Here is a 23,432-nt window from a genome sequence, read left to right on the forward strand (position 1 = left end):
CGTCATCACCCACCACTCGGGTCGTTAGCTCAGTTGGTAGAGCAGTTGACTTTTAATCAATTGGTCGCAGGTTCGAATCCTGCACGACCCACCAATTTTAACATCACGCTCAGATGTTAACCGTGAAGGATAACATTGCATCAGCAATGGCCCGTAGGGCGAGACGAAGTCGAGTCATCCTGCACGACCCACCATTATTATTGATGGTTCCGAGTAAAATCTTTCAGGCGATACCTTAGCGGGTCGTTAGCTCAGTTGGTAGAGCAGTTGACTTTTAATCAATTGGTCGCAGGTTCGAATCCTGCACGACCCACCATCCTGAAAAGAATAAAGCAGTAAACCCCATATGGGGGCGTTAGCTCAGTTGGTAGAGCAGTTGACTTTTAATCAATTGGTCGCAGGTTCGAATCCTGCACGCCCCACCAGTGTAAAAAGGCGCCCTAAAGGCGCCTTTTTGCTATCTACAATTCAGTGATTTCTTTTCCCATGCCGGTCCAGGCCCAAACGCATTTCTCATCCTATTAGGCGATTTAGGGCGACGCCCTTACATGCCCAAAATTCACCACGACTTTTTGTCTGCAATCCGCTATCTTGTTTAGCATATAAAACATATTGCCGCGGTAAAGGCAAAACTTAGCCTGGTAGCCGCTTATTTCGTTAAGCCAGTAAAACGAGAAGCATGATGAGCGTAATGTTTGATCCCGAAGCAGCAATTTATCCATTTCCGTCGAAGCCAACGCCGTTAAGTTGCGATGAGAAGCAATTCTATCGTGAAAAAATAAAACGGTTACTGAAAGCGCGTAACGCCGTGATGGTGGCGCACTATTATACCGACCCGGAGATTCAGCAACTGGCTGAAGAAACCGGAGGCTGTATCTCCGACTCGCTGGAGATGGCGCGCTTTGGTGCAAAGCATGAAGCTTCAACGTTGCTTGTGGCGGGTGTGCGTTTTATGGGTGAAACTGCGAAGATCCTTAGTCCGGAAAAAACTATCCTGATGCCTACGCTAAACGCAGAGTGCTCGCTAGATCTGGGCTGTCCTATTGACGCGTTTAATGATTTTTGCGATGCGCACCCCGACCGTACCGTGGTGGTCTACGCCAATACATCGGCGGCGGTCAAAGCGCGGGCAGATTGGGTGGTGACATCGAGTATCGCCGTTGAACTGATTGAACATCTCGATAGCCTGGGTGAGAAAATCATCTGGGCGCCGGATCGCCATCTGGGGCGCTACGTGCAAAAGCAAACCGGCGCTGAAGTTCTTTGCTGGCAGGGGGCCTGTATCGTTCATGACGAATTTAAAACCCAGGCGTTGAGCCGTATGAAATCACTTTACCCGCAGGCCGCCGTGCTGGTGCATCCAGAATCTCCGCAGGCGATTGTGGATATGGCCGATGCGGTGGGTTCAACCAGTCAGCTGATTAACGCGGCGAAAACGCTGCCACATCAGCAGCTGATTGTGGCGACCGATCGCGGTATTTTCTACAAAATGCAGCAGGCGGTACCGAACAAAGAACTGTTTGAAGCGCCGACGGCCGGTGAGGGGGCAACGTGCCGTACCTGTGCGCACTGTCCGTGGATGGCGATGAACGGCCTGAAGGCGATAGCTGAAAGTCTGGAAAACGGCGGGGCAGCGCATGAAATCCACGTGGATGAAGCACTGCGAAAAGGGGCGTTAATTCCGCTTAACCGCATGCTGGATTTTGCGGCTACACTTCGAGGGTAACCGTCTAACATGCTGGAGTTAAAATGGATTTTTTAAGTACACAAAATATTCTGGTGCATATCCCCATCGGTGCGGGGGGCTATGACCTGTCGTGGATTGAAGCAATTGGCACGATAGCTGGCCTGCTGTGTATCTGGCTGGCGAGTCTTGAGAAGATCGTTAACTACCTGTTTGGACTGATTAACGTCACGCTGTTTGCCATTATCTTTTTCCAGATTCAACTCTATGCCAGTCTATTGCTGCAGCTCTTTTTCTTTGCTGCCAACATTTACGGTTGGTACGCGTGGTCGCGGCAAACCAGTCATCATGAAGCAGAGCTGCAAATTCGCTGGCTACCGCTGCCTAAGGCGCTTGCGTGGTTGGCGGCCTGCGTTGTAGCCATCGGCTTGATGACCGTTTATATCGACCCGGTCTTTGCTGTGCTGACTCATGTGGCCGTCAGCGTGATGCAAACGCTGGGGATGAATGTCACCATGCCGGTGCTACAGCCGGATGCCTTCCCGTTCTGGGACTCCTGCATGATGGTGTTGTCGATTGCGGCGATGGTCTTGATGACGCGTAAATACGTTGAGAACTGGCTGCTGTGGGTGGTGATTAACGTGATTAGCGTGGCGATTTTCACCCTCCAGGGCGTTTATGCCATGGCGCTGGAATATTTGATACTGACCTTTATTGCCCTGAACGGCAGCCGGATGTGGATGAATAGCGCGCGTGAGCGCGGCTCTCGCGCGCTATCCCATTAATGGTGGTGATGATGCCCATGCTCGGAGTGCACCTCGTTAAGGTGGCACTCCGGGCCGCTACAGGGCTGATACTCCATCTGCACGGTCGCATGATCAATCTGATACTGTTCTTCAAGGAAATGATGAATCCTGTCCAGCAGGGCGTCATGATCGTGCGGGGGTACAACCTGCACGTGTAGCGTCATCAATGGCTTCTCCCCCACGAGCCAGACGTGGACATGATGTACATCGCGAACTTCCGGTAGGGAACGGCGCATATTGCGTTTTAGCGCCGCGACGTCGACCGCCTGCGGTGCGCCTTCAAGTAGCTCATTGAGACTTTCCTTCAGTAATGACCATGCACTGCGCAGCACCAGGCAGGAAACCAGCACCGATAAAATCGGGTCAATTGGCGTCCAGCCAGTCGTCATGATCACAATGGCGGCAATAATTGCACCAACAGATCCCAACAGATCGCCCATTACGTGCAGCGCCGCTGCGCGTACATTTAGGTTTTTTTCTTCGCTGCCACGGTGCAGTATCCAGAACGCCAGAATATTGGCCAGCAGCCCAGCGACGGCGATGACCATCATGGTGGTCCCGGCTACCGGCTGTGGAGTGTAGAAACGCTTTACCGCTTCCCAGACGATCAAAATAATAATAAACAGCAGGGCAATTGCGTTAACGAAGGCGGCAAGGGTCGTCAGGCGCAGCCAGCCAAACGTGTGTCGCACGCTAGGTGGCCGTTTGGCAAAGTGTACCGCCAGCAGAGCGAACAGCAGGGCAGCGGAATCAGTCAGCATATGTCCGGCGTCGGCCAGCAGTGCTAGCGAACCGGAGACCACCCCACCGATAGCCTCAATAACCATGAAACCCGCTGTTACGCCAAAAGCCAGCAGCAAGCGGCGGCCGTTACTGTTATCAGGGGCGGCATGCGAATGTGAATCATGCTTGTGCACCATGAGCGTCGTCCTTCGTTAATTGATTGTGACTATCTGACATCATTACAGATCTTTGCTTTTTGCGCACAGAATAGATGCGCAGCGTTGCAGGGCAAAATAGCGCCAGTTTCTAATTGCATAGCTGATATATATTGTTTTTGGCTTGGTTTGTGGTCATATATTTTATATTAATGGGTTTTTAACGGCTTTAATTGATATTTAATTCTGATTTGTAGGGTTTTTTTAGTCATAATTCGGCAAAAGTGTAAAAGCCAGTTTACACTTTTTGGCTGACGATATAGATTGAAGGGATTGCACTCAATTGTATAAGTATGGCAACACTGGAACAGTCATGAATTATCAGAACGACGATTTGCGCATTAAAGAGATCAACGAGTTATTACCTCCTGTAGCACTCCTTGAAAAATTTCCTGCCACTGAAAACGCGGCCAACACCGTTTCTCATGCACGTAAAGCGATCCACCAGATCCTGAGAGGGGATGACGATCGCCTGCTGGTAGTCATCGGCCCATGCTCTATCCACGACCCGGTTGCGGCGAAAGAATACGCACAGCGCCTGCTGAAAATTCGTGAAGAGCTGAACGGCGAGCTGGAAATCGTTATGCGCGTCTACTTTGAAAAGCCGCGCACGACCGTTGGCTGGAAAGGGCTGATTAACGATCCGCACATGGATAACAGTTTCCAGATTAACGATGGCCTGCGAATTGCCCGTAAGCTGCTGCTGGATATCAACGATACTGGCCTGCCAGCGGCAGGTGAGTTCCTGGATATGATTACTCCCCAGTATCTGGCTGACTTAATGAGCTGGGGCGCCATTGGTGCGCGTACAACTGAATCCCAGGTTCACCGCGAGCTGGCTTCCGGTCTTTCTTGCCCGGTCGGTTTTAAAAATGGCACCGATGGTACGATCAAGGTAGCGATTGATGCGATTAACGCCGCTGGCGCGGCCCACTGTTTCCTGTCGGTGACCAAATGGGGTCATTCCGCAATTGTGAACACTAGCGGTAACGGTGATTGCCATATCATTCTGCGTGGCGGCAAAGAGCCAAACTACAGCGCAGCGCATGTTGCAGCGGTGAAAGAAGGCTTGGCGAAAGCCGGTCTGCCTGCACAAATCATGATTGATTTCAGCCATGCCAACTCCAGCAAGCAGTATAAAAAGCAAATGGAAGTGGGTGCCGATGTTTGCCAGCAGGTGGCAAGCGGCGAGAAAGCGATTATGGGTGTAATGATCGAAAGTCATCTGGTGGAAGGTAACCAGAACCCAGACAGCGGCGAGCCGCTGGTTTATGGCAAGAGCATCACCGATGCCTGCATTAACTGGGATGATACCGATACGATCCTGCGTCAGTTGGCGAGTGCGGTTAAAGCGCGTCGCGGCTAATACCTAGCCTGGCCCGGTACGGCGTCTAGCCGCAGGGTTTCTCTAATGCTGGAGTTACCGCTGCATCAGAAATAAAAAAGCGTGGAAGATTCCACGCTTTTTCTTTTTAACCGAGGCGCGAAATTACTTCGCTTTACCCTGGTTGGCTACTGCTGCGGCTTTCGCTGCAATTTCGTCAGCGTTGCCCAGGTAGTAGTGTTTGATAGGTTTGAAGTTCTCATCGAACTCATACACCAGCGGTACGCCGGTAGGGATGTTCAGCTCGAGGATTTCGTCTTCGCCCATGTTGTCCAGGTATTTCACCAGTGCACGCAGGGAGTTACCGTGAGCGGCGATGATGACGCGCTCACCGCTTTTCAGGCGTGGCAGAATGGTTTCATTCCAATAAGGCACTACGCGTTCGATGGTCAGCGCCAGGCTTTCAGTCGTTGGCAGCTCTTTATCGGTCAGTTTCGCATAGCGTGGGTCGTGGCCAGGGAAACGCTCGTCGTCTTTGGTCAGCTCTGGTGGGGTTACCGCGAAGCCGCGACGCCATTGTTTAACCTGCTCGTCACCGTATTTTTCAGCGGTTTCTGCTTTGTTCAGACCCTGCAGCGCACCGTAGTGACGCTCGTTCAGTTTCCAGGATTTTTCAACCGGCAGCCAGGCCTGATCCAGTTCGTCCAGAACGTTCCACAGAGTGTGGATGGCACGTTTCAGCACAGAGGTATAAGCAAAGTCAAAGCTGAAGCCTTCAGCCTTCAGCAGTTTACCTGCCGCTTTTGCTTCGCTAACGCCTTTCTCGGACAGATCAACGTCGTACCAACCGGTGAAACGGTTTTCGTTGTTCCACTGACTTTCACCGTGACGAACCAGTACCAGCTTAGTTACAGCCATACTCTCACTCCTCAAGCTTTATTGAATGATAACAATTCTCATTATATTGCTGTGATTGCCTCAGCAGCAACGCTTATGCATAACCATAGCGAAAATAGTGCTCCAGTGTAAGGCGCATGTGAACCCGGCGTTATTATTTTGTCTGCGGGTGGCGCTAATTTCAGCGAAATGGCGAAAAGATCGGCGACCTGGAGAAAGGGAAGCCGCTATCTTGTGGGAATGATTTTAAGACTGACGATGGGTGGGGAAGTCTGTTTCCCGGCCCTCTTACTATTGGGCCGGGATAGGCTGTGCTTTATTGCGGGATAAACTGGTATTCCGTTAGGCTAACGTACTCTTTACCCGGACGTAACACGCAGTCAGGCTGTGGCCACTCTGGATGATTTGGACTATCCGGCAGGAACTCGCTTTCCAGCGCCAAGCCCTGCCATGAAGCGTAGGGCTGCGCGGTACGGGAAAGGGTTCCGTCGAGATAGTTCCCGGAGTAAAACTGAATCGCAGGGGCTGAAGTGTAGACAGCCATCTGCAGCTTCTTATCCTGTGACCAGACGTTGGCCACCACTTGAGAAGCATCGCCTTTTGCCCGTAGCAGGAATCCATGATCGTAACCTTTCACTTTCTGCTGATCGGCGTCGCTTAAGAAATCCTGCGCTACGATTTTAGGCTCGCGGAAATCGAAGCTGGTTCCGGCGACATCTTTCAAGCCTTCATGCGGAATACCGCTAGAGTCCACCGGCAGATAGGCATCTGCCAATAGCTGCAGCGTATGATGACGCACATCGGTTTGGGCACCGTCGAGGTTAAAGTAAACGTGGTTGGTGAGATTCACCGGGCACGCTTTATCGACTGTCGCACGGTACTCAATTGAAATACGGTTATCGTCGGTCAGACGGTAAGTTGCCGTGGCCTGAAGCGTGCCAGGGAAACCCTGGTCACCCTCCACTGAAGTGAGCGTAAATACCACTTCGGTGGAATTTTGCGAGGCGATAGCCCAGCGGCGTTTGTCAAACCCGTCCGGGCCGCCGTGCAGCTGGTGCTCGCCCTGGTTTGGCACCACGTTGACCGTTTTGCCATCCAGCGTAAAACGGCTATTGGCGATACGGTTAGCGTAGCGACCGATGGAGGCACCAAGGAATGCCGCCTGCTCGGTGTATTGCTCAGGCGATGCGCAGCCCAGCAGTGTTTCACGTACGCTACCGTCCTGCATTGGAATACGTGCCGACAGCAGCGTAGCGCCCCAGTCCATCAAGGTCACGACAACGTTATTGACGTTGCGTAACGCGATCAGCTGATACGGCTGGCCGTCAGCGGCCAGCACGGAAGATTGAGTTAGCACTGGCCGGCTCCTTGTGACGCTTTGCATACGTAGAACGTCTCTTTAATACCGGTTTTCGCTTCGTACTGCTCGGCCACTGCCTGCTGCACCGCAGGAACCAGTGCTTCTGGCATCAGCGCGACGATACAGCCGCCGAAGCCGCCGCCGGTCATACGTACACCGCCTTTATCGCCGATGGTCGCTTTCACGATTTCCACCAATGTGTCGATTTGTGGAACGGTAATTTCGAAGTCATCACGCATCGAGGCGTGCGATTCAGCCATCAACTGTCCCATGCGCAGCAGATCGCCTTTCTCGAGAGCGGAAGCCGCTTCCACGGTGCGGGAGTTTTCCGTCAGCACGTGGCGCACGCGTTTGGCGACGATGGGATCCAGCTCATTCGCGACCGCGTTAAATTGCTCGATAGTTACGTCGCGCAGCGCTGGCTGCTGGAAGAAACGCGCACCGGTTTCACATTGTTCGCGACGCGTGTTGTACTCGCTGCCCACCAGGGTGCGTTTAAAGTTACTGTTGATGATCACTACCGCGACGCCTTCAGGCATTGAGACGGCTTTGGTGGCTAACGAACGACAGTCGATCAGCAGGGCGTGGTCTTTTTTACCCAGTGCAGAAATCAGCTGATCCATGATGCCGCAGTTACAGCCGACAAACTGGTTCTCTGCTTCCTGGCCGTTTAGCGCAATCTGCGCACCGTCGAGTGGTAGCTGGTACAGCTGCTGGAATACAGTACCCACGGCCACTTCCAGCGATGCCGAGGAGCTTAAGCCTGCGCCTTGTGGAACGTTGCCGCTGATGACCATGTCTGCACCGCCAAACGCCTTGTTGCGTTTTTGCAGATGCTTCACCACACCGCGCACGTAGTTGGACCATTGCTGGGTGTCATGAGCAACGATAGGGGCGTCGAGCGAGAATTCGTCAATCTGGTTGTCGTAGTCAGCGGCGATGACGCGGACCTGGCGGTCGCTACGCGGAGAACAGCTGATCACGGTCTGGTAATCGATAGCACATGGCAGCACAAAGCCATCGTTATAGTCAGTATGCTCGCCAATAAGATTTACGCGGCCCGGAGCCTGAATCACGTGAGTGGCAGGGTAGCCAAATTTTTCAGCAAACAGGGTTTGTGTTTTATCTTTCAGACTCATTGTTATTCTCCGGATTCGCGAAAATGAATGTCGCTGACCGCGCGCAGACGCTCGGCCGCTTGTTCTGCTGTCAGGTCACGCTGGGTCTCTGCCAGCATTTCGTACCCGACCATAAATTTACGCACGGTGGCGGAGCGCAGCAGCGGAGGATAGAAGTGCGCGTGCAGCTGCCAGTGTGCGTTTTCATCACCGTTGAACGGCGCGCCGTGCCAGCCCATGGAATAGGGGAATGAGCACTGGAACAGGTTGTCGTAACGGCTAGTCAATTTCTTCAACGCCAGCGCTAAATCGTCGCGCTGGGCGTGGCTTAAGTCAGTGATACGCAGTACGTGAGCTTTTGGTAGCAGCAGTGTTTCAAACGGCCATGCCGCCCAGTAAGGCACCACGGCTAACCAATGCTCGGTCTCCACAACGGTACGGCTGCCATCGGCAAGCTCGCGGGTGACGTAGTCCATCAGCATCGGCGTCTGGTGTTCGGCGAAGTACTCGCGCATCAGGCGGTCTTCACGCTCAATCTCATTCGGCAGGAAGCTGTTGGCCCACACCTGACCGTGCGGGTGCGGGTTAGAGCAGCCCATGGCCGCACCTTTGTTTTCAAAGACCTGGACCCACGGATATTGCTGGCCCAGTTCGGCGGTCTGCTCTTGCCATGTTTTCACGACCGATTGCAGCGCGCTAACGCTGAGTTCCGGCAGCGTTTTGCTGTGATCCGGTGAGAAACAGATAACCCGGCTGGTGCCGCGTGCGCTCTGGCAGCGCATCAGCGGGTCGTTGCTCTCTGGCGCATCTGGCGTATCGGTCATCAGCGCGGCGAAATCGTTGGTAAAGACGTATGTGCTGGTGTAGTCGGGATTCTTATCGCCCGTCACCCGAGTATTACCCGGGCATAAAAAACAATCCGGATCGTGCGCGGGCAGCGTTTGTTTTGCTGGTGTCTCTTGCGCCCCTTGCCATGGGCGCTTTGCACGATGCGGTGAAACGAGGATCCACTGGCCGGTTAGCGGATTAAAGCGGCGATGTGGATGGTCGACGGGGTTAAATTGTGTCATCACAAAATCCTTAGTCTGGATAGCCCTGAGGGTGACGGGACTGCCAGTTCCAGGTGTCCTGCGCCATCTCATCAAGATTACGGGTTACGTGCCAGTTCAGCTCTTTATCGGCTTTGCTGGCGTCGGCCCAGTAGGCTGGGAGATCGCCATCGCGACGTGGTGCGAAGTGGTAGTTAATCGGTTTGCCACAGGCTTTGCTGAACGCGTTCACCACGTCAAGCACGCTGCTGCCAACGCCGGCACCGAGGTTATAAATATGCACGCCAGCTTTATGCGCCAGCTTTTCCATGGCGGCGACGTGGCCATCGGCCAGATCCATCACGTGGATATAGTCGCGCACGCCGGTGCCATCAGGGGTTGGGTAATCGTTACCGAAAATCGCCAGCGATTCGCGGCGGCCTACGGCGACCTGGGCGATATACGGCATCAGGTTATTCGGGATGCCCTGCGGGTCTTCGCCCATATCGCCGGACTGGTGTGCGCCAACCGGGTTGAAGTAGCGTAGCAGCGCGATGCTCCAGTCTGGCTGCGCTTTTTGCAGGTCAGTCAGAATTTGTTCAACCATCAATTTGCTTTTACCGTAAGGGCTCTGCGGTGTACCGGTTGGGAAGCTTTCGACGTAAGGGATTTTCGGCTGATCGCCGTAGACGGTTGCTGAGGAGCTGAAAATGAAGTTTTTAACGTTGGCTGCGCGCATTGCGGCAATCAGACGCAGAGTACCGTTGACGTTGTTGTCATAGTACTCCAGCGGTTTTTGCACCGACTCGCCAACGGCTTTCAAGCCAGCAAAGTGGATGACCGCGTCAATGGCGTTTTCGCGCAGGATGTCGGTGAGCAGCGCTTCGTTACGGATATCGCCTTCGATAAAGGTTGCCTGCTTACCGCTCAAGCGAGCAATAACCGGCAGGACGCTGCGCTTGCTGTTGCACAGGTTGTCGAGGATGACGACGTCGTGGCCCTGTTGCAGCAGTTGTACACATGTGTGGCTTCCTATGTAACCGCTACCACCTGTAACCAATACTTTCATTTTTAGCTCCGTTAAGCTTATGGCATGGAATAAACATAGCATAACAGAGAAGCCAAAAGTGTGACATGGGCTAAATTAGTGGAATCGCTTACACTAACGTGACAAGTGTCATTGGCCACAGAATTTACATTGTAAATCAAAGGCGCTGTCACTGTATTGTGTACTTAATCCGAAAATGGAGTGGAAGGATTGAAGAAACGGTGATGTGCTGCTTTCAGGCGCGGCGGGGCAATGAGTCAGCGCCGGGGCGAACGACTCGCCCCGGGGGAATCGACTTAACGCGGCCCGACCTCATAGCGATATCCCTCGCCGTCGGCAACAAACTCCAGCCGGTGAGTTATGCACTCCGGTGCATCTTCGGCATGGTGAGAAACAAACAGCAACTGTGTCTTGCCTTCGCTAATCAGCACATCAATAAATCGCCTTACTACCTGCCGATTCAGTGGATCCAGCCCTTGCAGCGGTTCATCGAGAATGAGTAGGGTCGGGTGTTTCACCAGCGCGCGGACGATCAGCGCCAAACGCTGTTGTCCCCACGATAAACTGTGGAACGGCGCATCAGCGGTCCGTGCGTCCATACCCAGAATATGTAGCCACTCATCGACCAGCTTGCGCTGTTTATCGGAAACCGCCTGATATATCCCGATGGAGTCGAAATAGCCTGATAGGATCACGTTACGCAGGTTGGTGCTCACTCGGTAGTCCAAATGCAGGCTGCTGCTGACGTAGCCGATATGCTTTTTGATATCCCAAATGGTTTCGCCACTCCCGCGGCGGCGGCCAAACAGCGTTAGATCGTTGCTGTAGCCTTGCGGATGGTCGCCGGTGACAAGGCTTAGCAGCGTCGATTTCCCCGCGCCGTTAGGCCCAACAATCTGCCAGTGCTCATTGGGGGCGACCGTCCAACTGAGGTGGTTGATAATCGGCCGGTCGTTATAGGACACCACGCCATCGTTGAGCACAATGCGCGGCTGGTCATCGGGCAAAGAATGCCGCGCTGACGGTGCGTCTGGTTCGGGCAGCGCCATACCGTCGAGTTTCTCGCTGTGCGCCAGCTGGGCGATCAGCGTTTGTGCCAGAAGCGCTTTGGTTTCACCGGTTTCCGTCAGTGTACAGTCGGCCAGTACGCCGGCAAAAGGCACGAAATCGGGAATGTCGTCAAAGCGGTTAAGTACCAATACTAAGGTGTGGCCCGCGTCATGGAGGCTCGCCAAATGATCCGCTAGCTGGCGGCGCGAGGCGACGTCGAGGCCATCAAAAGGCTCATCAAGAATCAACAGATCGGGCTGCGCCATGAGTGCCTGGCAAAGCAAAGTTTTTCGGGTCTCGCCGGTGGAGAGATATTTGAAGCGGCGTTCAAGCAGATGACGAATACAAAACTGCGCGGCCAGCGTGGCACACAGCGCCGGGTCTTTCACCTCGTCCTGGATAATCTGCGCGGTAGTACGCCCAGTATCCTCTTCATCGGCGCTGAGCATATCGGTATTGTTACGCTGCCACTCATCGCTCACCAGTTTTTGTAGTTGTTCGAAGGAGAGACGAGTGATGCGGTTGAATTGGCACTCCCGGCTGCCGGAAAGCAGTGTGAGTTCGCCTGAAAGCGCGCGGGCCAGCGCCGATTTGCCGCTGCCGTTGCTGCCGACAAACGCCCAGCTCTCCCCTGCACGCAGGGTCAGTTGCTCAATTTTAAGTGTTTTTGTGTCGCTAAGACGAAACGTGCCTTGCGAAATATGCAATGATGACATCATGTATCCCATTTTTTGCAGCAGTATGCATCAGGGATACGTCTTCAGGCGCACAATGTCAATGCTATCAGCACAACGTGGCGACAATCATGCGATCGGCGTTAAAGAAGGCGATGACGTCAGCGCCTTCTTTCAACGTGTCGGCATCGCTCAGCGGCAGGGTGGCGCATAGGGTCTGGCCATCCGGCAGCGTCATTAGCACTTCGCACTGCTCAGCCCCGCGTTGAATGTGGCTGATACGACATGCGAGCTGATTATCGGCTTCAGCGGCAACGGACGGATCGCTCGTGACGTTGACCCACGGCGCTTTTAACAGCACCAGCACTTCTTTCCCTTCGTCCAGCCCAAGGCGTTCGCCGCTCTGCGCGGTAATCGCCACTTTCAGACGGGTGGTGCCGTCAGCCAGCAAAATGCTGACATGCTGCTGCACCTGCTGGTGGTCACGCTGGGTCACCGTACCAAACCACTGGTTGCGGGCACTGGTTTGTAGTGAGAAGCGAGAGATGGCAGCCAGCAGGCTATCCAGCGGCAGCGCATCGTCATCGCTCAGCACATCGAAGGCTTTTTGCTGAATCTGCGCCAGCAGATCGTAGAGTTGGATCAGGCGCTGACCATAACGGGTTAATACCGCGCCGCCGCCGCCTTTCCCGCCGGTGGCACGGTCAACCAGCGACTGCTCGCTGAGCTGATTCATCTCATTAATGGCATCCCATGCGCTCTTATAGCTGATGCCCGCGTTTTTCGCTCCCTGGCTGATAGAGCCGGTCTGTGCTATTTGTTTGAGGAGCGAAATGCGGCGCGGATCGGCAAACAGGCGCTGCTGCAGCTTGAGGGTAAGAAGGATTTCGGCCTGCATAAGAGTATCCTGGCAATAAAAAGGGTATTTTGACCCAAATGGCGGATTCCGCAAAGCGCACCGCACAAAAGGGAGTGTTTTTCTGCGCTATCCGGTTACAATAGCCGCATCACAATGTCTGGAGTAAACCATGTTAGAGCTGTTGAAAAGTCTGGTATTTGCCGTAATCATGGTACCCGTAGTGATGGCTATCATCCTGGGGTTGATTTACGGTCTGGGTGAAGTGTTCAACATCTTCTCCGGCGTCGGTCATAAAGATCGTAGCCAGCAAAACCACTGATTTCCCAAAAACGCCCGCATCAGCCGGGCGTTTTGCTATTAAGCATTTCACATTTCTGCCGATAACTCCCTGTAATACCCACAATCATTCATGTATCTGTAATGCATTAATGCCAGAAAACCCCTATACTCTGCGCTGTATTTTTCCGTATACAACGGCACTCACAGGAGTTTCAAATGACAGGTTCATGGTTACGTTTATTTGCAGGGGCAACATTAACGCTTTCCGTTGCGGGTCACGCGCTGGCGGATGAAGCAAAAATTACCGTATTTGCTGCCGCGTCACTGACTAACGCGATGCAGGATATTGCGAAAGAGTACAAAAAAGAGAAAAACGTCGACGTGGTTTCCTCTTTTGCTTCTTCTTCTACTCTGGCACGCCAGATTGAAGCGGGCGCACCGGCCGATCTGTTTATCTCCGCGGATCAAAAGTGGATGGACTACGCGGTAGAGAAAAAAGCTATCGATACGGCGACCCGCGCCACACTGCTGGGCAATAGCCTGGTGGTCGTCGCACCGAAGGCTAGCGCTCAGGGTGATATCACCATTGATGCGAAAACGAACTGGACCAGCCTGCTGAAAGGCGGCCGTCTGGCAGTGGGCGACCCGGAACACGTTCCAGCGGGTATCTATGCTAAAGAGGCGCTGCAGAAACTGGGCGCGTGGGAAACCCTGTCGCCAAAACTGGCGCCAGCGGAAGACGTGCGTGGTGCCCTGGCACTGGTTGAACGTAACGAAGCACCGCTGGGTATTGTTTACGGTTCTGATGCCGTTGCCAGCAAAGGTGTTAAAGTTGTCGGGACTTTCCCGGAAGACTCGCACAAGAAAGTGGAATACCCGATTGCCATCACCGATGGCCACAAAAATGCAACCGTCTCGGCGTTTTATGACTACCTGAAAGGGCCGCAGGCGTCTGAAATCTTTAAACGTTACGGATTCACGACTCGCTAATGATATTGTCCGATCCCGAATGGCAAGCGGTTCTGCTGAGCCTGAAAGTGTCATCCCTGGCCGTGGTATTTAGCCTGCCGTTTGGGATCTTTTTTGCCTGGCTGCTGGTGCGCCGCAACTTCCCCGGTAAGGCGCTGCTCGACGGCCTTATCCATTTACCGCTGGTGCTGCCACCGGTGGTGGTTGGCTACCTGCTGTTGGTGTCAATGGGGCGGCGTGGTTTTATTGGTAGCTGGCTGTATGACTGGTTTGGTCTGACATTTGCTTTTAGCTGGCGCGGCGCGGTTCTGGCGGCGGCAGTGATGTCTTTCCCACTGATGGTCAGGGCGATTCGTCTGGCGCTGGAAGGCGTCGACATCAAGCTTGAACAAGCGGCGCGGACGCTGGGCGCGGGGCGCTGGCGGGTGTTTTGCACTATTACGCTCCCGCTGATGTTGCCGGGTATAATCGTCGGTACGGTTCTGGCATTCGCCCGCTCTCTGGGGGAATTTGGCGCGACTATTACGTTTGTTTCTAATATTCCCGGCGAAACTCGCACCATCCCATCCGCCATGTATACCCTGATTCAGACGCCTGGCGGTGAAAGTGCTGCAGCACGCCTGTGTCTGATTTCTATCATCCTCGCGCTGATTTCGCTGATGATTTCTGAATGGCTGGCGCGAATGAGCCGCCAGCGGATAGGAGCGTAATCGATGCTCGAGCTGAATTTTAGCCAGACATTAGGTTCGCACTGTCTGCAAATTAATGAATCCCTGCCGGCCTCCGGTATTACCGCCGTGTTTGGCGTCTCCGGAGCGGGAAAAACCTCGCTTATCAACGCGATTAGCGGCCTAACGCAGCCGCAGAAGGGGCGCATCGTTCTCAATGGGCGGGTGCTCAATGATGCGGAGCAAGGTGTGAATTTGGCACCGGAGAAGCGACGCATTGGCTATGTATTTCAGGATGCCCGTCTTTTCCCGCACTATAAAGTGCGCGGCAACCTGCGCTACGGCATGGCGAAAAGCATGGCGGATCAGTTTGATAAGCTGGTGACGTTACTCGGCATTGAATCACTTTTAGAAAGACTGCCCGGCAGCCTGTCCGGCGGTGAAAAACAGCGTGTAGCCATTGGCCGTGCGCTGCTTACCGCACCGGAACTGCTATTACTTGATGAGCCGCTGGCTTCACTTGATATTCCGCGCAAGCGTGAACTGCTGCCGTATCTTCAGCGTCTGGCGCGCGAGATTAACATTCCGATGCTTTACGTCAGCCATTCGCTGGATGAAATTTTGCATCTGGCGGACAAAGTGCTGGTGTTAGAAGGCGGGCAGGTCAAAGCCTTTGGCAATCTGGAAGAGGTGTGGGGCAGCAGCGTGATGCATCCGTGGTTGCCGCAGGATCAGCAAAGCAGCATTCTGCGCGTAACGGTGCTGGAACATCATCCTCATTATGCGATGACCGCGCTGGCGCTGGGCGATCAGCATATTTGGGTGAACAAGCTGGATAAACCGCTGCAAAGTGCGGTGCGGGTACGCATTCAGGCCACCGATGTGTCTCTGGTGCTTCAGCCTTCGCAACACACCAGTATTCGTAACGTGCTGCATGCCAAAGTACTGCAGTGCTACGATGATAACGGCCAGGTGGAAGTTCAGCTCGACGTCAGCGGGCGCACGCTGTGGGCGCGAATCAGCCCATGGGCGAGAGATGACCTGGCGGTGAAGCCAGGCCAGTGGCTCTATGCGCAGATAAAGAGCGTCTCTATCACAGCCTGATTACAGCAGGTGTTGGTTGATATAGTCGGCGATGGCATCCGTGGTGTTTTCGCCGATCACCACGTTGGCGCGGGCTTTCACTGCGTCATCGGCATTACCCATCGCCACGCCGGTTCCGGCGGCTTCCAGCATACTGATGTCGTTAAAATTGTCGCCAAAGGCAATCACGTCCTGCATCGACCAGCCCTGAGCGGTGACAAACTGAGTCAGGCGCTTGCCTTTGCTGTTACCCTGACGGGCGATATCCACCTGATCGTGCCAGGACCATTCGCACTCCAGCTGCAGCGTCTGCTCAACGTGTTTGGCAAAATCCTGTAGCTTCTGGCCGTTTTCATCGGTCAGGGCAAATTTCCACACGTTTTTGACGTCGCGGGCGGCCTGAGCCAGGGAGTCAACCTGGGTGAAGGACGGGCGCTGGTCTTCCGGCAGCGTCAGTGCCCAGTTGCTGGTGCGGGTAACGTGACCGGTTGGATGCTGATACATCATGGTATCGTCGACATACATCAGGCCGTGAATCTGGTGTTCATCGAGCAGGTTAATCAGCTGTTGGGCTTTTTCGACCGGCATCGGGTCAGCGTCCAGTACTTTTTTTGCTTGATAATCATACAAGTAGGTGCCATTACAACAAATTGCAGGTGTATCTAACGCCAGTGCCTGATAAAAAGGATGGATGGCAACGTGGTGACGACCGGTCACGATCATTAATTGATACCCCGCGGCTCGGGCTCGATTCAGCGCATCCAGAGAAGAAGGGAGCAGGGTTTTCTTTGGCGTCAGGAGCGTTCCGTCCAGATCCAGGGCAATTACACGTGCAGTCATAGTCATGTCTCGAGGTGAAAGAGAAAATTCGCTGTGCAGGATGGTACACCGAGATACCTGTGCGGCAAAATGGTGTGAAGCAGGCGACGATAAGCCGCCGCAAATTCTACGATTTCGTAAAAGGAGTGTTCATGAAACAGACCGTTTATACCGCCAGCCCGGAAAGCCAGCAGATCCACGTCTGGACGCTGAATCACGACGGTAGCCTGACGCTGGTGCAGGTGGTGGATGTGCCAGGCCAGGTACAGCCAATGGTCGTCAGCCCCGATAAACGCTTTCTGTATGTCGGTGTGCGCCCGGAATTCCGCGTGCTGGCCTATCGTATTGCACCGGACGATGGTGCACTAACTTTCGCTGCCGAAGCACCGCTGCCGGGTAGCCCGACCCATATCTCCACCGATCGTAAAGGCAACTTCGTCTTCAGCGCCTCCTACAACCAGGCTAACGTCGCGGTTATCCGTCTGGAAGATGGTCTGCCGCGCGATACCGTCAACGTCGTTGAAGGACTTGATGGCTGCCACTCGGCGAATATCACCCCGGATAACCGTACCCTGTGGGTACCTGCGTTGAAGCAGGATCGCATCTGTTTATTCACCCTGAGCGACGATGGATTCCTGGCGGAACAGTGCCCGGCTGAAGTGGCTACCGTGGAAGGAGCTGGCCCGCGTCATCTGGTGTTCCATCCGAACGAACAGTATGCCTACTGCGTGAACGAGCTAAACGGCACCGTTAACGTTTGGGAACTCAAAGATCCTCGCGGTGAAATTGAATGCGTGCAGACGCTGGATATGATGCCATCCGACTTCTCTGACACCCGCTGGGCGGCTGATATTCACATTACTCCAGATGGGCGCCATCTCTACGCCTGCGACCGTACCTCCAGCCTGATTACTATCTTTACCGTTTCTGAAGATGGCAGCGTGCTGTCGCTGGAAGGTTTCCAGCCGACCGAAACCCAGCCGCGCGGCTTCAATATCGATCACAGCGGTAAGTATCTGGTGGCGGCAGGGCAGAAATCCCATCATATCGCGGTGTATGAAATTACCGGTGAGCAGGGGTTATTGCAGGAGAAAGGTCGCTATGCAGTAGGACAGGGACCGATGTGGGTGGTGGTTAACGCCTATTGATTTGCAGATGGATGCGGAGCTGACGAGGCCTAATGGCTTTATTCAGCTCCCTATTTTGCGCATCGCCAATAAAAAAGCCCATGATTTCATGGGCTTTTTGCTTTTTATACCGAAATTACTTCTTCGGCTCAGCCACAATATGGCTGCCCACGCCGCGGTTATTGTATTCCCACATGCGGTTGAAGTTGCGGTCGTTCAGATCGCGTTTCAACTGACCTTTCTCGTCCTGCGCGCCGGTATTGCCGCTGAACGGACGTTTTGATACAGCGGCATCTGCCCACGGCTTCGCCACGTTGAAGCCTTCGTTAATCACGCTATCGCGAATAACGACCTGGCCATTGGTATTGCTATCTACGTCCAAAGAACGGCCCAGTTGTGCCACGCCGTCACCGGCTGCGGTAAAGCGGCTATTGGTGGCCAGGAAACCGTAGAAAATATTGGACTGTGTTGCAGGAGCAAACACGTAGCCTTCCTGCTGAGTGCGAGAATTCACTACGCGGAAGTCGGTGTTGTCAAAGACCACTGCACCGCGACCGGAGACGATATCCACATCACCTTCGAGGTAGCTGTTGCTCACCAGCGTACGGGTTTGACGATTATTCTGCAGACGGTTGTCCACGCCACTGTTGGTGACGAAGAAGGTATTCTGACGACCCAGCAGATTGACGTTATTCAGCTGGGTTTTATCACCATCGGTACGCAAAGCAACCGCCTGGTGTGTTCCCGCGTCAACGCTGTCGCCAAGGTTGTTTTCAATGGTCAGGTTTTGCAGCTGCAGCCCGCTGTTTTGTGACCAGACAACCGCTGAACACATCACGCCGATGGTTGCGTTACGTTTGCTCTGGCAGTTATCAAACATGTACCACGCCGGTTTGCCTGGCATGTATTTTCCGCCTGGATTCACCTGACGACGCCAGTCCGCTGGGCTCATTTCTGAGTCGATGGCCAAGCCGATTTTGACGTCGATAGATTTATCGCCGGTACCGTAAATCGTTACGCTGCCCGGTGCCGCAGGGATATAGACAGTGCCCTGATACTCGCCCGGCAGAACGGCAATATACTGACGTGCGCTGCTGTGACGGGTAATTGCGGCGTCAACCGCAGCCTGGATGGTGGTATGCGTCACGCCTTGCGTACCGGCTGGGCCAACCACAAAATCTGCTTTTGCCGGAATGGCGACCGAAGACGGTGACCAGGCGGCAGCGTTAGGATCGAGCGATGAGAAGTAGCGCGCGGCGGTGAAATTCTGCGCTTCATCTGCTGACAGTACCGGACGGGAAGACGTTCCAGGTGCGGCCTGGTCAGACGGACGCTGATCCGCAGGCGTTGAGCTGCAAGCCGTCAGTGTCACGCCAAAAGCCAATGCCAGCGCCAGACGAGAAACCGATAAAGTGTTCATGTTGCTCCAGGCTAGTTAAGTGAAGGTGAATCCTGTAAAAAAAGCCTTTTTATACTAAGTTGAGCGAAACGGGAAGATATACCGGTAAAAATATCAGCGGTTTTTTGGGTAACGCGGAAATGTATAGGTTATACGGATTTTTTCTGGCAAAGAATAGCGGGAAATCAACGGGGTTTTGTCTCCGTTGAGAGGTGGTCTCGCGTCTTCTCATCGCCACCTAGAACGCTTTTTTATGCGTTAAGCTGGTGATCAAATCGGTGATGCTGAGCACCAGCGTTGAGCGCACCATCTGCTGATAGCGCTGTTCCTGCATGGTGATAAGTGATTCATCAACCACATCTTCCGGCATGTGCAGCGTGGGTTGCGGCGGCAGCGCCGTCAGGCAGTGCAACATGCTGATGGGCCCAAGGATTTCATCGTCGGTAAAGCTGTAAATTGTATTCTCGGTCAGCAGTTCATTGTTTAGCGCAACCAGCAGTTCAATGTCTTCGTACTCATTGCGGCTAATGACGCCCATCGCATAGATGAGCTTGAGGCGTACCGAGAGGTTTGCCAGCGGGCCGCTACCTTCCAGCAATGGTTCTACCGCATATTTGACGGCGTAGTCATCTTTGCGAAAGGCCTGAAGAATCAGCAGGTCGACCGCTTCGGCCAGCAGCCCCACGGCGGTCTGAATAAACCCGGTGAGCGTTTGGCGTGCGTTCAGTCTTTCCAGAACACGGTTTTCGACCGCCTGATTTTTATAAAGATCGGAGTCATCCATTGTGGTCATCATCGTGGTGTCATATTCCGCAGCGCGCGGCTTCTCTGCCATCGGTGTCGCCGGACGATGTGTATTTTCTTCGGGTTGCGCAGCGAGGCGCAGGCGATTGTGTTTCATCTTTTCCTTCTTATCAGGCGCTGCCGGTTTACGGCAGCGCCAACCATCGGGTGGCATCATGCCTTGCGTTGCATGGCGTTATACACATTCGCTATCTGGGCGACAAGTTTTGGCTGATCGTTAAGACCACAAACCTGAATGACGGTGTTAACAACGCCATTCTCGCGCAATAAGGTCGCCATTTCTTGCGCCTGCGGGTCATTGTCGCTGTGATAGCTTAATGCCGCAGCAATGCCGATCACCAGATTCGCGTGCGCAAGACCGTATTCCAGCGTTCCGCGCAGCGGCTTAATCAGACGATCGTTCTCGCTGAGCTTGCGTAGCGGCTGACGGCCTACACGCTCGACGTCATCATGCAGGTAAGGGTTTTCAAAGCGGGTTAAAATCTTGTCGATGTAAGCCGCATGCTGGGCCGGGTCAAAACCATAGCGTTTAATCAACACTTCACCGCTTTCTGCCATGGCGCTTTGCACGACCTGGCGAATTGACGGGTCGAGAATGGCGTCGCGGATCGTTTGGTGTCCCGCCAACTGGCCGAGGTAGGCGGTAATCGCGTGGCCGGTGTTGAGGGTAAACAGTTTACGCTCGATGTAGGCCATCAGGTTGCTTGTTGGTTCCATCCCGGCGATATTCGGCAGTTGGCCTTTGAACTGAGTGCTGTCAACAATCCACTCGCTAAAGGTTTCCACTGTTACATCCAGCGGATCATCGTTCGCTGCGGCGGCGGGAGGAACGATACGGTCGACGGCGGAATCGACAAACCCAACGTGTTCTTCAACCCAGGCGTGAAGCTCGGTGGGAAGAGCGTCAAGTACATGGTTTTTAAGCTGGCTGGTGCCGCGCACCATATTTTCACAGGCAATGATGTTCATCGGCTGCGGGTTACCGCTAGCGTGGCGGGCCATCAAACCCTGAGCAAGGATACTGGCGATTTTGCTCAATACCTGCGGGCCTACGGCGGTGGTGATCATATCCGCCTGCGCAATCTGTTGAATGGCATCCGGGCTATTACTGTTAATGGCACGGATGTGGCTGACCTGCTCGACGCGCGCCTGTTCGCCGACGACGTTGACCTGATAATGCTGCTGGTGGGCCAGCTGATCGATTAATGGCTGATTGACGTCGGCAAAGGTTAATTCCGCCTGCGCATCTGCCAGCAGTTTACCAATAAAACCGCGGCCAATGTTCCCTGCGCCAAAATGAATTGCTTTCATAATCTGACTCCAAAAAAGTCTATCCGTATCAGGGAGCTTATGCTCCCCGGAACCTTACGCCGCTTGCTCACCGGAAAGGATCTGCAAGATTTCCTGTACGCTGTTGGTTTGCGTCAGACGTTCGATAACGTCTTTATCATCCAGCGCGTTGGCTAAGCGGGCGATAACCTGGACGTGCTCGTTATTACGGGCGGCAATACCGATAACCAGGCGGGCGACATCGTCCGGCTCATCGCCGAATCGCACGCCTTCTGGATACTGGCAAATGACGATCCCGGTGCGCAGCACGCGGTCTTTGGCTTCTACGGTGCCGTGCGGCACGGCAATGGACTCTCCCAAATAGGTGGTGGTTAACGCTTCACGCGCCAGCATGGCGTCGATGTAGTCAGGCTCAACGTAGCCGCCGGAGACCAGCATTTCACCGGCAAAACGGATGGCCTGTGCTTTATTGTCGGCGGTCAGGTTCAGGAAAATATTGTCTGCGCTGAGTTTGAACAGATTGTCATCACGCTCGGTACCAGCGAAGGTTTCGTCGTTGGCCGCAATAATGCTTTGGTTAATCAGGCGGCCGTCGTTGGCTGCTGGCGGCATTTTGGCGGCAAGCAGACGGGTCGTGAGATCGGTGTACAGTCCGCTGTCGAGGAAGTTGCTCAACGAAATATGCATTGCCTGTGGCGCATGACGCATGGCGCGCTCGGTTAAGTCCTGGTGAGTAATCACCAGATCGACATCGTCAGGCAGGCTGTTGATGGCGCAGTTGCTGACTGAAATGTGGCTCAGACCCGCATCTTTCACCTTCTTACGCAGCACGCCAGCCCCCAGGGCACTTGAACCCATCCCGGCATCGCAGGCAACGATAATCTTGCGTACGTGCTGCAGGTCTTTCGACAAATCAAGCGCTGGCGCGGGCTGTGGTTGTTCACCGGAAGTTTTGCCACCGGATTTTGACTGCTGCTTCAGCGTCTGCATGCGGCGGGTCGCTTCAGACAGGCCGTTGCTCTCTTCATCGCCAACGCGAACGCGCTTGAGCAACATGGAGGCAGTAAGGAACGACACCAGTGTAGAGGCGATAATCGACAGCGCAACGCCAATCAGCGACGCTTTCGGCGTCATCAGCAGGACCGCAAAGATAGAGCCAGGAGAAGCCGGGGAAACCAGACCCGCATTGAACAGCGTCAGCGTGAACACGCCGGTCATGCCGCCGAGGATCACCGCCAGAATCAGACGTGGGTTCATCAGTACATACGGGAAATAGATCTCGTGGATGCCACCGAAGAAGTGAATAATTGCCGCGCCGCCAGCGGACTGCTTGGCGCTTCCTTTGCCCACAAACATATACGCTAACAGGATGCCGAGGCCCGGGCCTGGGTTAGCTTCAATCAGGAAGAAGATCGATTTACCGGTTTCGGTGGCCTGCTGAATGCCCAGTGGAGAGAAGATGCCGTGGTTAATAGCGTTATTGAGGAACAGGATTTTTGCCGGTTCAACAAACACGGAGGTCAGCGGCAGCAAGTTGTTCTGCACCATGACATTGACGCCGGATGCCAACACTTTTGACAGCACTTCAACCATTGGGCCAATCGCCATAAAGGCGAGCATAGCCAACAGCATACCGATAATACCGGCCGAGAAGTTGTTCACCAGCATCTCAAAACCGCTTTTGATTTTACCGTCAACCCAGCGGTCAAAACGCTTAATCGCCCAGCCGCCGAGTGGGCCTGCAATCATCGCCCCCATAAACATGGGCATATCGGCGCCGACGATAACGCCCATGGTGGTGATAGCACCGACCACGCCACCGCGTTCACCGCCAATAAGACGACCACCGGTATAGCCGATAAGCAGTGGCAGCAGATAGGTGATCATCGGGCCAACCAGTTTGGCTAACGTTTCGTTAGGCAGCCAGCCCGTTGGAATGAATAAAGCAGTAATCAAGCCCCAGGCAATGAATGCGCCAATATTGGGCATCACCATATTGCTGAGAAAGCGGCCAAAATTCTGTACCTTGACCTTGATATCTGGTGATAACATAAAACACCCCTCGTGGTGCGCGTAAAGATGTTACGCGTCGTAATAGTTGTGGTGGTTTCGCCAAAAACCATCCAGTCGTTCTGTATGCAAAATCGACTCTATCACGCCGTTTTCATCTCGCGTACCTGAGGGGGATTTGTGACGCTGATCACTATC

At 54.0% G+C, this 23,432-nt stretch carries 21 protein-coding genes and 3 tRNA genes; 11 read left to right on the forward strand and 13 right to left on the reverse strand.

The window, feature by feature from the left end; translation table 11 throughout:
* The first annotated feature begins 18 nt into the window (after positions 1 to 18).
* The 5 genes from KP80_RS16305 to pnuC all read left to right on the forward strand — a co-directional run bounded on the left by KP80_RS16305 (position 19) and on the right by pnuC (position 2,469).
* Positions 19 to 94, forward strand: a tRNA-Lys gene (locus tag KP80_RS16305).
* A 146-nt stretch (positions 95 to 240) separates the two neighbouring features.
* Positions 241 to 316, forward strand: a tRNA-Lys gene (locus tag KP80_RS16310).
* Between the two features lie 33 nt (positions 317 to 349).
* Positions 350 to 425: transfer RNA gene (locus KP80_RS16315), tRNA-Lys, on the forward strand.
* A gap of 257 nt (positions 426 to 682) precedes the next feature.
* Positions 683 to 1,726, forward strand: coding sequence for a quinolinate synthase NadA (nadA, locus tag KP80_RS16320; protein ID WP_052284698.1), 1,044 nt, complete (start codon positions 683 to 685; stop codon positions 1,724 to 1,726).
* Between the two features lie 23 nt (positions 1,727 to 1,749).
* The gene (gene pnuC, locus KP80_RS16325; protein ID WP_052284699.1) at positions 1,750 to 2,469 is read left to right on the forward strand and encodes a nicotinamide riboside transporter PnuC; all 720 of its coding nucleotides are present in this window, start codon (positions 1,750 to 1,752) and stop codon (positions 2,467 to 2,469) included.
* On the opposite strand, the gene zitB is transcribed toward pnuC, so the two are convergent.
* Positions 2,466 to 3,410, reverse strand: a complete 945-nt coding sequence (gene zitB / locus KP80_RS16330) for a CDF family zinc transporter ZitB (RefSeq protein ID WP_052284700.1) — start codon at positions 3,408 to 3,410, stop codon at positions 2,466 to 2,468. The genes pnuC and zitB overlap by 4 nt on opposite strands.
* A 331-nt stretch (positions 3,411 to 3,741) precedes the next feature.
* Between zitB and aroG the strand changes: the two genes are divergently transcribed.
* Complete coding sequence (gene aroG, locus KP80_RS16335; RefSeq protein ID WP_052284701.1) at positions 3,742 to 4,794, forward strand: 3-deoxy-7-phosphoheptulonate synthase AroG; 1,053 nt, start codon at positions 3,742 to 3,744, stop codon at positions 4,792 to 4,794.
* A 123-nt stretch (positions 4,795 to 4,917) separates the two neighbouring features.
* Here aroG and gpmA read toward each other — a convergent pair whose 3' ends face one another.
* From gpmA to modE, 7 genes are all read right to left on the reverse strand, one after another.
* Positions 4,918 to 5,670: a 2,3-diphosphoglycerate-dependent phosphoglycerate mutase gene (gene gpmA / locus KP80_RS16340; protein WP_052284702.1), complete on the reverse strand. Its 753-nt coding sequence runs from the start codon at positions 5,668 to 5,670 to the stop codon at positions 4,918 to 4,920.
* A 295-nt stretch (positions 5,671 to 5,965) separates the two neighbouring features.
* Positions 5,966 to 7,006, reverse strand: a complete 1,041-nt coding sequence (galM, locus tag KP80_RS16345; RefSeq protein ID WP_052284703.1) for a galactose-1-epimerase — start codon at positions 7,004 to 7,006, stop codon at positions 5,966 to 5,968.
* Entirely contained in the window at positions 7,000 to 8,148 is a 1,149-nt protein-coding gene (galK, locus tag KP80_RS16350) for a galactokinase (protein ID WP_052284704.1), read from the reverse strand. Before galK ends, galM begins: the two co-directional genes overlap by 7 nt.
* Positions 8,149 to 8,150: 2 nt before the next feature.
* A complete protein-coding gene (galT, locus tag KP80_RS16355; RefSeq protein ID WP_052284705.1) occupies positions 8,151 to 9,197 on the reverse strand; it encodes a galactose-1-phosphate uridylyltransferase in 1,047 nt (348 codons plus the stop codon).
* A 10-nt stretch (positions 9,198 to 9,207) separates the two neighbouring features.
* On the reverse strand, positions 9,208 to 10,224 hold the full coding sequence (galE, locus tag KP80_RS16360) for a UDP-glucose 4-epimerase GalE (RefSeq protein ID WP_052284706.1): 1,017 nt from the start codon (positions 10,222 to 10,224) through the stop codon (positions 9,208 to 9,210).
* Between the two features lie 275 nt (positions 10,225 to 10,499).
* Positions 10,500 to 11,969: a molybdate ABC transporter ATP-binding protein ModF gene (modF, locus tag KP80_RS16365; RefSeq protein WP_052284707.1), complete on the reverse strand. Its 1,470-nt coding sequence runs from the start codon at positions 11,967 to 11,969 to the stop codon at positions 10,500 to 10,502.
* A 67-nt stretch (positions 11,970 to 12,036) separates the two neighbouring features.
* A complete protein-coding gene (modE, locus tag KP80_RS16370) occupies positions 12,037 to 12,825 on the reverse strand; it encodes a molybdenum-dependent transcriptional regulator (RefSeq protein WP_052284708.1) in 789 nt (262 codons plus the stop codon).
* A gap of 130 nt (positions 12,826 to 12,955) precedes the next feature.
* Between modE and KP80_RS22630 the strand changes: the two genes are divergently transcribed.
* From KP80_RS22630 to modC, 4 genes are all read left to right on the forward strand, one after another.
* Positions 12,956 to 13,105 carry an AcrZ family multidrug efflux pump-associated protein gene (locus tag KP80_RS22630; RefSeq protein WP_072129149.1) on the forward strand — a complete coding sequence of 50 codons (150 nt, stop codon included), beginning with the start codon at positions 12,956 to 12,958 and terminating at the stop codon, positions 13,103 to 13,105.
* A gap of 176 nt (positions 13,106 to 13,281) precedes the next feature.
* Positions 13,282 to 14,055 (forward strand): molybdate ABC transporter substrate-binding protein, encoded by a 774-nt coding sequence (gene modA / locus KP80_RS16375; protein WP_052284709.1) that lies wholly within the window; start codon positions 13,282 to 13,284, stop codon positions 14,053 to 14,055.
* A complete protein-coding gene (gene modB, locus KP80_RS16380; protein ID WP_052284710.1) occupies positions 14,055 to 14,744 on the forward strand; it encodes a molybdate ABC transporter permease subunit in 690 nt (229 codons plus the stop codon). Before modA ends, modB begins: the two co-directional genes overlap by 1 nt.
* A 3-nt stretch (positions 14,745 to 14,747) precedes the next feature.
* Positions 14,748 to 15,806: a molybdenum ABC transporter ATP-binding protein ModC gene (gene modC / locus KP80_RS16385; protein WP_052284711.1), complete on the forward strand. Its 1,059-nt coding sequence runs from the start codon at positions 14,748 to 14,750 to the stop codon at positions 15,804 to 15,806.
* On the opposite strand, the gene KP80_RS16390 is transcribed toward modC, so the two are convergent.
* Positions 15,807 to 16,625 carry a pyridoxal phosphatase gene (locus KP80_RS16390; protein ID WP_052284712.1) on the reverse strand — a complete coding sequence of 273 codons (819 nt, stop codon included), beginning with the start codon at positions 16,623 to 16,625 and terminating at the stop codon, positions 15,807 to 15,809.
* Between the two features lie 131 nt (positions 16,626 to 16,756).
* Here KP80_RS16390 and pgl point away from each other — a divergent pair, with 131 nt between their 5' ends.
* Positions 16,757 to 17,752 carry a 6-phosphogluconolactonase gene (gene pgl / locus KP80_RS16395; protein ID WP_052284713.1) on the forward strand — a complete coding sequence of 332 codons (996 nt, stop codon included), beginning with the start codon at positions 16,757 to 16,759 and terminating at the stop codon, positions 17,750 to 17,752.
* A gap of 115 nt (positions 17,753 to 17,867) precedes the next feature.
* On the opposite strand, the gene KP80_RS16400 is transcribed toward pgl, so the two are convergent.
* From KP80_RS16400 to KP80_RS16415, 4 genes are all read right to left on the reverse strand, one after another.
* Complete coding sequence (locus tag KP80_RS16400) at positions 17,868 to 19,151, reverse strand: putative acyl-CoA thioester hydrolase (protein ID WP_052284714.1); 1,284 nt, start codon at positions 19,149 to 19,151, stop codon at positions 17,868 to 17,870.
* Positions 19,152 to 19,368: 217 nt separating this feature from the next.
* Positions 19,369 to 19,926, reverse strand: a complete 558-nt coding sequence (locus KP80_RS16405; protein ID WP_231625936.1) for an MltR family transcriptional regulator — start codon at positions 19,924 to 19,926, stop codon at positions 19,369 to 19,371.
* A 161-nt stretch (positions 19,927 to 20,087) separates the two neighbouring features.
* Positions 20,088 to 21,245: a mannitol-1-phosphate 5-dehydrogenase gene (locus KP80_RS16410; protein WP_052284715.1), complete on the reverse strand. Its 1,158-nt coding sequence runs from the start codon at positions 21,243 to 21,245 to the stop codon at positions 20,088 to 20,090.
* Positions 21,246 to 21,299: 54 nt separating this feature from the next.
* Positions 21,300 to 23,276, reverse strand: coding sequence for a PTS mannitol transporter subunit IICBA (locus tag KP80_RS16415; RefSeq protein WP_052284716.1), 1,977 nt, complete (start codon positions 23,274 to 23,276; stop codon positions 21,300 to 21,302).
* Positions 23,277 to 23,432: the final 156 nt, after the last annotated feature.

This window comes from Kluyvera genomosp. 1 (assembly GCF_001266615.1).
Classification (GTDB): domain Bacteria; phylum Pseudomonadota; class Gammaproteobacteria; order Enterobacterales; family Enterobacteriaceae; genus Kluyvera; species Kluyvera cryocrescens_A.

What these genes read in the sequence shown, in the direction of transcription:
- nadA (WP_052284698.1), top strand. Translation starts at nt 683, where the DNA reads ATGAGCGTAATGTTTGATCCCGAAGCAGCAATTTATCCATTTCCGTCG.
- pnuC (WP_052284699.1), top strand. Translation starts at nt 1,750, where the DNA reads ATGGATTTTTTAAGTACACAAAATATTCTGGTGCATATCCCCATCGGT.
- zitB (WP_052284700.1), bottom strand. Translation starts at nt 3,410, where the DNA reads ATGGTGCACAAGCATGATTCACATTCGCATGCCGCCCCTGATAACAGT.
- aroG (WP_052284701.1), top strand. Translation starts at nt 3,742, where the DNA reads ATGAATTATCAGAACGACGATTTGCGCATTAAAGAGATCAACGAGTTA.
- gpmA (WP_052284702.1), bottom strand. Translation starts at nt 5,670, where the DNA reads ATGGCTGTAACTAAGCTGGTACTGGTTCGTCACGGTGAAAGTCAGTGG.
- galK (WP_052284704.1), bottom strand. Translation starts at nt 8,148, where the DNA reads ATGAGTCTGAAAGATAAAACACAAACCCTGTTTGCTGAAAAATTTGGC.
- galT (WP_052284705.1), bottom strand. Translation starts at nt 9,197, where the DNA reads ATGACACAATTTAACCCCGTCGACCATCCACATCGCCGCTTTAATCCG.
- galE (WP_052284706.1), bottom strand. Translation starts at nt 10,224, where the DNA reads ATGAAAGTATTGGTTACAGGTGGTAGCGGTTACATAGGAAGCCACACA.
- modF (WP_052284707.1), bottom strand. Translation starts at nt 11,969, where the DNA reads ATGTCATCATTGCATATTTCGCAAGGCACGTTTCGTCTTAGCGACACA.
- modE (WP_052284708.1), bottom strand. Translation starts at nt 12,825, where the DNA reads ATGCAGGCCGAAATCCTTCTTACCCTCAAGCTGCAGCAGCGCCTGTTT.
- KP80_RS22630 (WP_072129149.1), top strand. Translation starts at nt 12,956, where the DNA reads ATGTTAGAGCTGTTGAAAAGTCTGGTATTTGCCGTAATCATGGTACCC.
- modA (WP_052284709.1), top strand. Translation starts at nt 13,282, where the DNA reads ATGACAGGTTCATGGTTACGTTTATTTGCAGGGGCAACATTAACGCTT.
- modB (WP_052284710.1), top strand. Translation starts at nt 14,055, where the DNA reads ATGATATTGTCCGATCCCGAATGGCAAGCGGTTCTGCTGAGCCTGAAA.
- modC (WP_052284711.1), top strand. Translation starts at nt 14,748, where the DNA reads ATGCTCGAGCTGAATTTTAGCCAGACATTAGGTTCGCACTGTCTGCAA.
- KP80_RS16390 (WP_052284712.1), bottom strand. Translation starts at nt 16,625, where the DNA reads ATGACTGCACGTGTAATTGCCCTGGATCTGGACGGAACGCTCCTGACG.
- pgl (WP_052284713.1), top strand. Translation starts at nt 16,757, where the DNA reads ATGAAACAGACCGTTTATACCGCCAGCCCGGAAAGCCAGCAGATCCAC.
- KP80_RS16400 (WP_052284714.1), bottom strand. Translation starts at nt 19,151, where the DNA reads ATGAACACTTTATCGGTTTCTCGTCTGGCGCTGGCATTGGCTTTTGGC.
- KP80_RS16405 (WP_231625936.1), bottom strand. Translation starts at nt 19,926, where the DNA reads ATGATGACCACAATGGATGACTCCGATCTTTATAAAAATCAGGCGGTC.
- KP80_RS16410 (WP_052284715.1), bottom strand. Translation starts at nt 21,245, where the DNA reads ATGAAAGCAATTCATTTTGGCGCAGGGAACATTGGCCGCGGTTTTATT.
- KP80_RS16415 (WP_052284716.1), bottom strand. Translation starts at nt 23,276, where the DNA reads ATGTTATCACCAGATATCAAGGTCAAGGTACAGAATTTTGGCCGCTTT.